The organism is Vibrio sp. 070316B, from assembly GCF_013114115.1.
Classification (GTDB): domain Bacteria; phylum Pseudomonadota; class Gammaproteobacteria; order Enterobacterales; family Vibrionaceae; genus Vibrio; species Vibrio chagasii_B.
On sequence record NZ_VTYC01000001.1, the window covers coordinates 49,617 to 61,815 of the forward strand.

8 protein-coding genes are annotated in these 12,199 nt (G+C 45.2%); 6 read left to right on the forward strand and 2 right to left on the reverse strand.

Annotated features, from left to right (window positions below):
* Window positions 1-177 precede the first annotated feature (177 nt).
* Window positions 178-1,485, forward strand: a complete 1,308-nt coding sequence (gene fadI, locus F0251_RS00250) for an acetyl-CoA C-acyltransferase FadI (protein ID WP_019824831.1) — start codon at window positions 178-180, stop codon at window positions 1,483-1,485.
* On the forward strand, window positions 1,485-3,701 hold the full coding sequence (gene fadJ / locus F0251_RS00255) for a fatty acid oxidation complex subunit alpha FadJ (RefSeq protein WP_171730080.1): 2,217 nt from the start codon (window positions 1,485-1,487) through the stop codon (window positions 3,699-3,701). The genes fadI and fadJ overlap by 1 nt, the downstream gene beginning before the upstream one ends.
* 456 nt (window positions 3,702-4,157) lie before the next feature.
* Here fadJ and F0251_RS00260 read toward each other — a convergent pair whose 3' ends face one another.
* Window positions 4,158-6,935: an insulinase family protein gene (locus tag F0251_RS00260; RefSeq protein ID WP_171730081.1), complete on the reverse strand. Its 2,778-nt coding sequence runs from the start codon at window positions 6,933-6,935 to the stop codon at window positions 4,158-4,160.
* Window positions 6,936-7,241: 306 nt separating this feature from the next.
* Between F0251_RS00260 and sixA the strand changes: the two genes are divergently transcribed.
* Window positions 7,242-7,706, forward strand: a complete 465-nt coding sequence (gene sixA, locus F0251_RS00265; protein WP_061033675.1) for a phosphohistidine phosphatase SixA — start codon at window positions 7,242-7,244, stop codon at window positions 7,704-7,706.
* Between the two features lie 101 nt (window positions 7,707-7,807).
* On the opposite strand, the gene smrB is transcribed toward sixA, so the two are convergent.
* Window positions 7,808-8,338 carry an endonuclease SmrB gene (gene smrB, locus F0251_RS00270; protein ID WP_116870198.1) on the reverse strand — a complete coding sequence of 177 codons (531 nt, stop codon included), beginning with the start codon at window positions 8,336-8,338 and terminating at the stop codon, window positions 7,808-7,810.
* Window positions 8,339-8,400: 62 nt separating this feature from the next.
* Here smrB and prmB point away from each other — a divergent pair, with 62 nt between their 5' ends.
* The 3 genes from prmB to F0251_RS00285 all read left to right on the forward strand — a co-directional run bounded on the left by prmB (window position 8,401) and on the right by F0251_RS00285 (window position 12,196).
* On the forward strand, window positions 8,401-9,333 hold the full coding sequence (gene prmB, locus F0251_RS00275; RefSeq protein WP_008218350.1) for a 50S ribosomal protein L3 N(5)-glutamine methyltransferase: 933 nt from the start codon (window positions 8,401-8,403) through the stop codon (window positions 9,331-9,333).
* Between the two features lie 252 nt (window positions 9,334-9,585).
* Entirely contained in the window at window positions 9,586-10,227 is a 642-nt protein-coding gene (locus F0251_RS00280; protein WP_171730082.1) for a LysE family translocator, read from the forward strand.
* 511 nt (window positions 10,228-10,738) lie between these two features.
* Window positions 10,739-12,196, forward strand: a complete 1,458-nt coding sequence (locus tag F0251_RS00285) for a protein adenylyltransferase SelO (protein ID WP_171730083.1) — start codon at window positions 10,739-10,741, stop codon at window positions 12,194-12,196.
* Window positions 12,197-12,199 lie beyond the last annotated feature (3 nt).

Below are 12,199 nucleotides of genomic sequence, written 5' to 3' on the forward strand. Positions count from 1 at the left end.
CTTACAATAGTTTAGTCTCTTACGACAACCTTCCACCCAAAAAGGTTCGCCTGAATGTGCAGTTATATTTTCAAACAGTGAGATACTCGTATCACGTTTATTTAAACGCTCGTTTGATTTAATTAACAACTTCTTTACAATGCTTCAGGTCAGACCTCTTAACTTTAAGGAGAAACCATGGGCAAACAGGAAGTCAAAACGCGTTCTGGAGAACGTGTTGCCGTTGTCGCTGGATTACGAACCCCATTCGCTCGTCAGAGCACAGAATTTAGCCAAGTGCCTGCGGTCGACTTAGGCAAAATGGTTGTGAGTGAAATGCTCGCAAGAACTGATGTCGATCCTGCGCTAATCGAACAAGTCGTGTTCGGCCAAGTTGTTCAGATGCCAGAAGCACCAAACATCGCGCGTGAAATCGTGTTGGGTACCGGTATGGATATCAATACCGATGCTTACAGTGTGACTCGAGCGTGTGCGACCAGCTTTCAAGCAGCAGTCAACGTGACCGAAAGCATTATGGCTGGCACGATTGATGTCGGTATTGCTGGTGGTGCGGATTCTTCTTCTGTATTGCCTATTGGCGTTTCCAAAAAGCTAGCTGCAAATTTATTAGCACTGAGCAAAACCAAAACCATGGGCCAAAAACTGAAAATTCTCAAAACACTTTCAGTAAAAGATTTGATGCCAGTACCGCCTGCCGTTGCTGAATATTCGACCGGTTTATCCATGGGACAAACTGCTGAGCAGATGGCGAAGACACACGGTATTACTCGTGAAGCTCAAGATGCACTTGCTCACCGTTCTCACTCTTTGGCTTCTCAAGCATGGAAAGAAGGCAAGATTAAAGACGAAGTAATGACGGCATTTCCGGCACCGTACAAAAAGTACCTAGCGGAAGATAACAACATTCGTCATGACTCTACAGTTGAAGGTTACGCCAAGCTTCGTCCTGCTTTCGATAGAAAATACGGCAGTGTGACCGCTGCGAATGCAACGCCGCTGACTGATGGCGGTGCAGCTGTGATGTTGATGCGCGAAGGCAAAGCGAAAGAGCTAGGCTTAGAAGTACTGGGTTATATTCGTGGCTATGCGTTCTCAGCGATTGGTGTTGAAACGGATATGCTGATGGGACCAACGTACGCGACCTCGCAAGTATTGAAAAACACTGGCTTAGAGCTATCGGACCTTACGCTTATCGAGATGCATGAAGCATTTGCAGCTCAAGTTCTAGCGAATGTGAAAATGTTTGCTAGTGATGAGTTTGCACAGAAGAACCTTGGCCGTGATAAAGCGATCGGTGAGATTGATATGGATAAGTTCAACGTGTTGGGCAGTTCAATTGCTTACGGTCACCCGTTCGCAGCAACTGGTGCGCGTATGATGACTCAAACATTACGTGAATTAAAACGTCGCGGTGGCGGCTTAGCACTGAATACAGCATGTGCTGCTGGTGGTTTAGGTGCAGCAATGATCTTGGAGGTAGAATAATGTCTACGACTCTTGATGCAACAACAGAAAAAGAAGCAGTCACTAACGCGGAGTCAACTCCAGTGACTGAAGCACCGAAAAAGAAAGCGACCGCATTCTCTCTTAACATCGACGACCAAGATATTGCTTGGTTAGCGATTGATGTTCCAGGCGAGAAAATGAACACGCTCCAAGCGGCTTTTGCTGAAGAGATGAAAGCAATCTTTGAGCAGTTAAAAGAGAAGCAAAGCCGCGTTAAAGGGCTAATTGTTCATTCTCTTAAGCCTGATAACTTTATTGCAGGTGCTGATGTTCGAATGCTTGACGCGTGTAAAACCGCTGATGAAGCACAATCTCTAGCACGTCAAGGTCAAGAGATGTTCCAAGCATTGTCTGATCTTCCTTACCCAGTTGTTGCGGCAATTCATGGCCCGTGTCTTGGTGGCGGTTTAGAGCTCGCATTAGCGTGTGACTACCGTGTATGTACCGATTCAGATAAGACGCGCCTTGGTTTGCCTGAAGTTCAGTTAGGTTTACTACCAGGTTCTGGTGGTACACAACGTCTGCCTCGTTTAATTGGCTTGCTACCCTCACTCGACCTGATTCTTACAGGCAAGCAACTGCGTGCTAAGAAAGCGAAATCACTTGGCGTTGTGGATGCTTGTGTCCCAGATACCATTTTGCTTGAAGTAGCGAAAAGCTATGTTGAAAAGAATACGGGTAGCAAAAAAGGTAAGCGCCTTGCTTCTAAGAGCCAAGCATCGACGAAAGAGAAGCTCATCTCTCGCAACAGCCTTGGTCGTAAAGTGATTTTTGAACAAGCTGCGAAGAAGACCAATCAGAAAACTCGTGGTAACTACCCAGCAGCTGACGCGATTCTCGATGTCATTCGTTATGGTCTAGAAAATGGCTTTGAAAAAGGTCTTCAGTACGAAGCGAAGCGTTTCTCTGAGTTAGTCATGACTTCTGAGTCAAAAGCACTTCGCTCTATCTTCTTTGCAACCACAGAAATGAAGAAAGAACACGGCGCAGATGCAGAACCAAAAGCGGTTAAGCGTGTTGGTGTGTTAGGCGGCGGACTTATGGGCGCAGGTATTAGCCACGTGAGTGTAGCTAAAGCAAAAGTACCGGTTCGCATTAAAGATGTATCAAATGATGGTGTCCTAAACGCGCTTAACTACAACTACAAGTTATTCGATAAGCAGCGCAAACGTCGTATTCTGAGCCGTGCAGGTCTTGAAAGTAAGATGCTTCAGCTTTCTGGTGGTATCGACTTTACAAGCTTCAACCACACAGACGTTGTGATCGAAGCGGTGTTTGAAGATCTTGACCTTAAGCAGTCTATGGTTGCAGACATTGAACAAAATGCGAAGCCAGAGACTATCTTCGCGACGAATACTTCATCGCTGCCAATCCATAAGATTGCAGAGAAGGCACAGCGTCCAGAAAACGTGGTCGGTCTTCACTACTTTAGCCCTGCAGAGAAAATGCCGTTGGTTGAGGTTATCCCGCATGAAACAACATCAGAAGAGACTATCTCGACGGTTGTGGCATTGGCTAAGAAGCAAGGTAAAACACCGATTGTTGTTAAAGACACGGCAGGTTTCTATGTGAACCGTATTCTTGCTCCATACATGAATGAGGCGGCACATCTGCTATTGGCGAACGAGCCGATTGAAAAGCTCGACAGCACGTTGTTGGACTTCGGTTTCCCGGTTGGACCAATTACCTTGCTAGATGAGGTAGGTGTGGATATCGGTGCTAAGATCATCCCGATTCTAGTCAATGAGTTAGGCGACCGTTTCCAAGGCCCTGATGTGTTCGACACTCTTCTGAACGACAACCGTAAAGGGCGTAAGAGTGGTAAAGGTTTCTATACTTACAAAGGTAAGAAGAAGGAAGTCGATAAGTCAGTTTATAAGCTGCTTAAGTTACAACCTGAGCCTAAGCTAAGTGATAACGACATCGCAATGCGTTGTGTGTTACCTATGCTGAACGAAGCGGTTCGTTGTCTAGATGATGGCATTATCCGTAGTCCTCGTGATGGTGATATTGGTGCTATTTTCGGTATCGGTTTCCCTCCATTCCTGGGCGGTCCGTTCCGTTACATGGACCAAATTGGTATTAAGTCACTGGTTGAGATGATGAATGATTTTGCTGTGAAGTACGGTGACCGTTTCGCACCATGTGATGGCCTACTGACACGAGCTGGTTTGGATGAGTCTTTTTACAAGTAACTCTCTAGTACGCTAATTATTGAGCCCGTATCAAGCAGTTGATGCGGGCTTTTTTGTTTTATTAATGACTGTGAAAAGAGTGAGATTGCCGACTCCGTCGTTCCTCCCTCTCGGGAATGACGGGGGAATTATGTGTTCTGTCTGGTAGAGCTGGTCGGTATGAGAGACTCCCGACTCGGTCGCTCTTCCCTCTCGGGAATGACGGAGAGTGATGTGTTGTGTCAGGTAGTGTTGGTCGGTGTGGGAGATTCTCGATTCAGTTGTTTCTCCTTCTTGGGAACTAGAAATGAGAGGTTGAGAGTAAGCTATTGGTGTTCATTGGATAAACGTGCCTCAATCAAAACTAACGTCATCTCCTAAAGCGACGAAGGAGCGTAATAGGAGATCTGCTTTTGACTTTGCCCAATAAAAAGGTTGATGCCTTCACACCAACCTTTTAATTTTCTAATACGCTTATTAGCCAAGCTCGGTATCTTTCGGGCGCAACTGGAACTCATCAATAGAACCAATCTCGACACCTGCAGATAGCTTATCTTCCTCGATATGAGCGTTGCCGTGTGCGTGCATAATCAAACGGTTAGCAGTACGTGGCTTAAGCTGACTAACCACAAAACGCATCATGTCTGAACGAGTGAGCCCTTTGAGCTCTTCTAGTACTCTCTCTCTCTGATTGAACTCCAAGTCCTTATTGCCTATCGCAACCCATAAGCGCTGAGCACGCCCACGCAAAGTGGTATCTGGTGTTGATATTTGATTCCAAAGGCCTCGTTTACTGCTGTGCCATTGGTAATCGTTCAGCTCCAACAACACCATGTAAAAGGCGTTGAGAAACTCATCGATTGAGACCAGTAAATCAGCTGGAGCAGCATTCGGCGATTGCACATAAAGCACAATGCCAGGGTGTCGATTCAGAGGCATGTTACCAGTGCCGACCATATAGCCTAGTTGTTGCTTGGTGCGTATCTCATGGAAGAACGTCGCCGACATCAAATGGTTGGCTAACGAATACAGTGCGATATTCTTAGGTGAAATATCAGGGCATTGATAGTAAACCACTATTGCCGAATCATCTTGATTACATACCACTTCACGCTGGAAGCTACCGTTTTCACCCAACATGATTAGCGGGCGCAGTGACTCTTCATAAGCTTGGTCTTTAACTCGTAGGGCATCCTTGAGTGTTTCAGCCATCTTGTGTGCATCAGCTTGTCGCCAGTCGCCATACACAAACATTTCGACATGAAGCTCGGCTAAAATAGATTGAACAAATGAAGAGAGTTCATCGACTTCAATCGTTTCTAGCGCTTCAATGAGCACCGCATATGGTGGGTTGTTGGGCTGTAAAATACCCGTCATTGCGTTAAACAGTTGCGAAATCGGGCGGTCTTGCGACGCGTTATTCCAGTTTCTGAGAAGTTGATGCTTAATGGTTTCAAAGCGTGTTGGACTAAAGTCTCGTGCCTGAAAGCGCTCTAGGATCATATTGAGTAGTTGTGGTTGCTTTTCGCTGAATCCAGAGAGTGTCAGTGTCACGCCACCTTGATGGGTGTACATGTTGTAACCCATGCCCGCGATTTCAGCCTGATAGGTCTCTTTTTCAAGAGAATCTAAGAACATCTCGACACATAAGCGTGTTTTTACGATGTTTCTTGGGCTAGCTACCGAGTGTGGGCTATCGATGGCGATATACACCACACCCTTAGGAACTCTAAACTGGTGATCCTGCAGGTGCCATAACTTAAAACCATCTAGCTCTTGCAATAGCTGTGGATATTCAGCGTCACCTTCAAGTTCTGCTGGGTCTAAGTCGTAGCAAATAAACGGGTTTTTACCGGGTAGCTCAAACTGCCAACCGGGATTGATGCAGGTGAAGCATTGAACTTGCTCAGCTGTAAAAGGAATAACCGAGTAGGGCGTAAAGTACCATTTTGCCTCTCTGTCATACTCAAAGCCTTTGGCAATAATGGTGGCACGCATATTGTCGACAGTTAAGTAAGGAAGCAGTGAACGTTGGAGATCTTCGTCGAAATGCGACATTTTATAGTCGCCATACACCACATCTTGCTCTTGATAGTGCTGCATGTTGATAACCAAATGGCTGACGACATCGAGCGGTCTTGCTGGCTCTTGAAAACGGAAAGCGGATTCTAAAACGGCACGTTTTTCAAGGTAACGCCACTCTTCAATCCCTTGTTGTTCAATCAACTTGATATATTGAAATACCGCTTGGATGATGTGGTCTGTTTTGGTTAGGCCTTCGATAGTTAGTGAGCAACTCACCGTGAAATCACGGTAGTTACTGCCGCTTGCACCACCGCCAGCAGAGAGTGATGTTATCCAGCCTTTCTCTTTGAGCTGCATCATCAAACTGCCTTCTCCTTCGTAACCTAATAGGTGTGCGAAGAATGACAGCGGTTTGACACCGTAGTGTTCATCCATGCTCGGCATAGGAAAGGTTAAGGTAAGTTTGCGGACATCCTTAATCGGTTCTACATGTACCTGAACTCCAGTACTCAATTCGCCAACAATGGGCACCTCGACCTTTTTGCCCTGAAGGTTGTGATTGGGGATTGAGCTGAAGCGCTCCTCAACCCAGCTTTGCATCTCATCTAATGATTGATTGCCGGACAGTGTCAGGGTCATTAGGTCGGCGGAGTACTGTTGCTGATGGAATGTGAGAATTTCTTCGCGAATAGTAACGCCATTTCTGTCACCTAACGTATCGATATTACCGACAGAAAACTTCGAGAATGGGTGGTTGTGATTAACCAACTCTTTGGTAACTTGGTATAGGCGTCGTGCATCATCGTTGAGTTTCATCTTGTACTCAGAATCAACGGCTTGGCGCTCTTTATCTAGTGCTTCTTCGTTAAATAGAGGGGCGGTAAAGAACTGGCTAAAGCGATCTAGAGCGGACTCGAAGGCATTCAATTCGACGTCAAAAAAGAAGCAGGTGTGCTCTGTTCCGGTCCAAGCATTGTTACTGCCACCATGTTGGCTGATAAAACTCTGAAACTCTCCGACCTTTGGATACTTTTCAGTTCCTAGAAATAGCATATGCTCTAGGTAATGCGCTAAACCTTCTCGGTCGGCAGGATCATCAAAGTGCCCGACATTAACGGCGAGTGCAGCTGCAGCTTTTTGAGCACAATGGTCTTGAACCAAAAGTACTCGCAATCCGTTATGTAAGGTGAGGTAACGGTATTGATGTTCATCGTTGGGGCTTAAATGCACTGGAGCATCTCCAAAGAAGGTGGTTTTTAAATTATGTACCCGATGGTTCGGCGTGCAAACCTCGTGATCATATTTTGGGATATGAAGTGCTTTTTTGGCGACTTCAACATCACTTTTATCGATTTTTATCAGTGATTTATTTTCTTTTAACAAGATTGTTAAGAAAGTCGAACTCTTTAGCAAGTGACTTGATATAATTATTTATATAGACTGCGGCTCCCTCTGGATTGAGGGCCAAACGCTAAGTAGCGTATCGCTGATATGGGATATATCGACTTTCGAAATGTTACGTAGACAGGACAGAACATGAAAATATTCATAATGCGTCACGGTGAAGCAGAGCATTTTGCTAACTCGGATGCAGAACGAGCGTTAACTAAGCGCGGTAAAATGGCTTCTCTTGCGGTGGCTCAAGCTGCAAATGAGCAGGGCATTAGCCAGTTTGATAAAGTGCTTGTGAGCCCATACTTGAGGGCGCAAGAAACGTGGTTAGAGATATCTCAGGCGTTTTCTGGAAAGAAAGTGGAAACCTGTGATGACATCACGCCTTATGGAATGTCTGACGATGTGTTTGATTTGACCTTGGCAATGGCTGAAGTAGAAAAGCTAGAGACCATTTTATTTGTTTCTCATTTACCTCTAGTGGGCTATTTAACAGCAGAATTTGCAACCGGTATGGCGCCGCCGATGTTCCCAACATCAGGTTTAGCGTGTATTGAATTCGACCTTGAGACACAAAAAGGCGAGCTGCTTTGGAACATCAACCCATAACTTAGGGTTTGATAGGACATAGTGCGATGGCCAGAATAGAAAGGGCACCTCAGTAATTGAGGTGCCCTTTGTTATTTGGTGTGATGTGATCTCGACTCGTTCTATTTCTCTGGAATCGAGATCAACACCAACAGTGCACCATTACCGCCAAACTCAAGAGGCGCTTGGTGAAAAGCCATTACATCTGGATGTTGAGCCAACCACAAAGGCACTTTCTCTTTTAAGATGTGCTTACCGATGCCGTGCTGAACACAGGCACACGCGACACCTTCTTTGACACAATGTGCGATCATTGCGCCAAGCTCGCGTTTGGCTTCTTGTTGAGTCATGCCATGCATGTCTAAATAGACATCTGGAACATAGACACCACGACGAAGTCGTTTCACTTCATACTTGGAGACATCGTCACGCGCATAGCGTGTTGGACCCTCTTCGCTAAGGTGCGGAATGAACTCATCTGAGAAATAAAACTCGCTGTCACTGGCTTGTCTTGCCGTTCGAGTAATTTCTTTTTGTTTGGCATTTCTTTTTGGCTGCTGGATTATGGTATCCTGTTGCAACTTTTTAACGCCCTTTACTGCATCGCTGAACAGGGCGAAATCGTCATCGAAATCGGTGTCTTTTTTGCTCATCAGGTTATGAATTCTAATTTGAAACGTAATTAGCAGTATTGTAGCGCTTTTCGGAGACAATTTTGGATAAGATTTTTGTAGAAGAAGCGGTATCAGAACTACACACGCTTCAAGATGTGATTCGTTGGACTGTTAGCCGCTTCAATGCAGCGGGCCTATTTTATGGTCACGGCACTGATAATGCGTGGGATGAGGCGGTACAACTTATTTTACCAACTCTTTATCTGCCGATTGATGTTCCTTCACATGTATTGAACTCTCGTCTAACGAGCAGCGAGCGTCTACGCATTGTTGAGCGTGTAATCAAGCGTATCAATGATCGTACACCAACGGCTTACCTAACGAACAAAGCTTGGTTCTGTGGTCTTGAGTTCTTCGTTGATGAGCGTGTTCTTGTGCCTCGTTCTCCAATTGGTGAGCTTATTGAAGCTCAATTCCAACCTTGGTTAACTGAAGAGCCGACTCGCATCATGGACCTTTGTACGGGCAGTGGCTGTATTGCTATCGCTTGTGCACACGCATTCCCTGAAGCAGAAGTTGACGCAATTGACATCTCTACTGATGCATTGCAAGTTGCAGAGCAGAACGTTCAAGATCACGGCATGGAGCAACAAGTGTTCCCAATCCGTTCTGATCTGTTCCGTGACCTGCCAAAAGAGAAATACAACCTGATCGTATCTAACCCACCATACGTGGATGAGGAAGATATGAACAGCCTGCCAGATGAGTTCACTCACGAGCCAGAACTTGGTCTAGCTGCGGGTACTGACGGCCTGAAACTGGTTCGCCGTATCCTAGCTAACGCGCCAGACTACCTAACTGATGACGGTATTCTTATCTGTGAAGTAGGTAACTCAATGGTTCATATGATGGATCAGTACCCAGAGATTCCATTCACTTGGATTGAATTCTCTAATGGTGGTCACGGTGTATTCATGATCACTCGTGAGCAGCTTGTTGCTTGCGCTGATGAGTTCTCTATCTACAAAGACTAGTTGGTAGCTATTAAGCGAATGACCCGGTCATAGGGCTGTAAGCTTAGAACCTGAAATCTAGTAAGACGTTCGATTTGAAACGTTTTGTTTAAACGCCATGCATTGCTGCATGGCGTTTTTTATTGCCTAGATTAAAGATGTTTGTATTCATATCGAAGACGTTAAGTGCAATATTTAGTTGATTAATATGAGGGCTTATTACATATTGGTGTTTAATATTTAGTCGTTTTAGTGAGTTAAGGAGAATTCACGATGAGCTTTGATACATGGATTTACTATCTGCTAGCCGTGCTGATCTTGACGGCATCCCCAGGCCCGAGTTCTTTATTGTGCATGACCAAAGGAGTGCAATCGGGCTTCAAATTGTCGATATTTACAGCCTTGGGTAGCCTAACAGCGATTACCGGAATCCTCACGCTATCGTTTACGGGACTCGGAGTCATTATTGCCTCTTCTGAAGTGGTATTTAATGTCATTAAATGGACGGGGGCGGCTTATCTTATCTTCCTCGGATGGAAATCGTTGCGCTCGAGTCAGCAAGATTATGACCAACTACCGAGTCAGCAATCAGACTCTAAAGTCGTTAAAGAGAGTATCGTTTCTCACTACGTAAGTGGCTTTATCGTCGGTGCCAGTAATCCTAAAGCGATTCTGTTTTTTACCGCACTTTTCCCGCAGTTTATTGACCCATCACTCGCGCTATTACCGCAGTTTGCTGTGTTTGCTTTAACCTTTGCTGTGATGGAGCTTTCTTGGTTATTGGTCTACGCGTATTTAGGTGCAAAGTCGTCGAACTGGTTGTTCTCGAAAGGCCGAGCTAAGGTTTTCAATCGTGTGACAGGTGGCGTGTTTATTGGAGCTGGAGCGCTGCTTTCAACGACAAGTCGAGCTTAACTCTATGATTTATCGAAGGGGTGAATAGTTACAGAAACTTCTTGGTGCTGTCATAAAAGGTTAACATTAATATGCTTGCTGCTTTTAACAAAAAGCCGATATATTGTAGTTACACCATCACGTTCTCAAGGAGAGGCATATGCAGCATCAAGAAATGATTCAACACAGTAACTTTGGCGTTATCAGCCGTACTTGGATTTTCTCTACCCTTTCTCTAGTGGGTATTCTTGCTCTAATGTAGTCAGCTAAATGGCTCTATATTTCCAGTTTTCATTATGAACATACTTGTAAAAAAGTTTTCAAAGTTAGAACTCTTCCTCCTATAAATGTGGCTTTTCTCACCAGCTTAGCCACTTAACCTCTTCCTAAACGCGTCCTTCTTCTTAGTAAAAACTACATTTCATGGGGCAACAAAGCCAACTTTCGCACAAAGCTAATCGTGTAACCTGATCTGAAGTTGTTACTAAACTGTGATAATCTTAAATTATCTTTTATTTACAGTGTATCTCTCATGTCTGTCTGGGATTCTATTTCATTTAACAATCGATTTACTGCATTACCTCGACTGTTCTATACCCCAATCCAACCAACTCCGTTAAGCAATGTCCAATGGCTCGCCTGGAATCAAAGCCTTGCGACTGAACTCGGCTTTCCGTCATTTGAGAGCGCTTCAGAAGAATTGCTAGATACCTTGTCTGGCAATGTGGAACCAAAGCAATTTTCTCCATTAGCGATGAAATACGCAGGCCATCAGTTTGGTGCTTATAACCCTGATTTGGGCGACGGAAGAGGATTGTTGTTAGCTCAAGTTGTCGCTAAAAGTGGCGAAACGTTCGACTTACACCTAAAAGGTGCGGGGAAAACACCGTATTCGCGCATGGGTGACGGGCGCGCGGTTATCCGTTCGACTGTGCGCGAGTATTTGTGCAGTGAAGCTATGGCGGGGCTCAATATCCCAACCACACGTGCATTAGCAATGATGACCAGTGATACGCCGGTTTACCGAGAGAAGCAAGAATGGGGTGCACTACTGGTGCGTGCTTCTGAATCACATATCCGTTTTGGTCATTTTGAGCACTTGTTTTACACAAATCAGTTGGTTGAACATAAGTTGTTGGCCGACAAAATCATCGAGTGGCACTTCCCTGAGTGCTTAGATGAAGAAAAGCCATACGCTGCTATGTTTAATCAAATTGTTGACCGCACCGCAGAGATGATTGCGTTGTGGCAAGCAAATGGCTTTGCTCACGGGGTGATGAACACGGATAACATGTCGATCATTGGACAAACCTTCGATTACGGTCCATTTGCATTCCTAGATGAATATGACCCGAGATTGATTTGCAATCACTCCGACTATCAAGGGCGTTATGCGTTCAATCAGCAACCAAGAATCGGTATGTGGAACTTATCGGCATTGGCACACTCGTTGTCACCGCTGGTGGAAAGGGCTGATTTAGAGGCGATATTGGAACAATACGAGCCACAAATGAACGGTTATTTCAGCCAACTGATGCGTCGAAAGCTTGGTCTGATTTCCAAGCAAGAAGGCGACAGCCGCTTGTTTGAGTCTATGTTCGAATTGATGTCGCAAAACAAAGTCGATTACCCAAGGTTCTTTAGAACTCTGTCGAACTTAGACACTTTGCCTGCTCAGGAAGTCATTGATTTGGTCATCGATCGTGATGCAGCGAAGCTATGGTTAGATAACTACTTGCAACGTTGTGAACTTGAGGAGAGTTCAGCTACAGAGCGCTGCGAAAAGATGAGGCAGGTAAATCCTAAATACATTCTTAGAAACTATTTGGCTCAACTTGCGATTGAAAAGGCCGAACGTGGTGATAGTAGTGATGTTGATGCTCTGATGGTAGTACTCGCAGACCCATATGCGGAGCACCCTGATTACGAATACTTAGCTGCTTTACCACCGGAATGGGGTAAAAGGATGGAGATTAGCTGCTCGTCTTAAATC

Excerpts from the sequence above, each read along its gene's own strand:
- fadI (WP_019824831.1), top strand. The coding sequence starts at position 178 with ATGGGCAAACAGGAAGTCAAAACGCGTTCTGGAGAACGTGTTGCCGTT.
- fadJ (WP_171730080.1), top strand. The coding sequence starts at position 1,485 with ATGTCTACGACTCTTGATGCAACAACAGAAAAAGAAGCAGTCACTAAC.
- sixA (WP_061033675.1), top strand. The coding sequence starts at position 7,242 with ATGAAAATATTCATAATGCGTCACGGTGAAGCAGAGCATTTTGCTAAC.
- F0251_RS00285 (WP_171730083.1), top strand. The coding sequence starts at position 10,739 with ATGTCTGTCTGGGATTCTATTTCATTTAACAATCGATTTACTGCATTA.
- smrB (WP_116870198.1), bottom strand. The coding sequence starts at position 8,338 with ATGAGCAAAAAAGACACCGATTTCGATGACGATTTCGCCCTGTTCAGC.
- F0251_RS00280 (WP_171730082.1), top strand. The coding sequence starts at position 9,586 with ATGAGCTTTGATACATGGATTTACTATCTGCTAGCCGTGCTGATCTTG.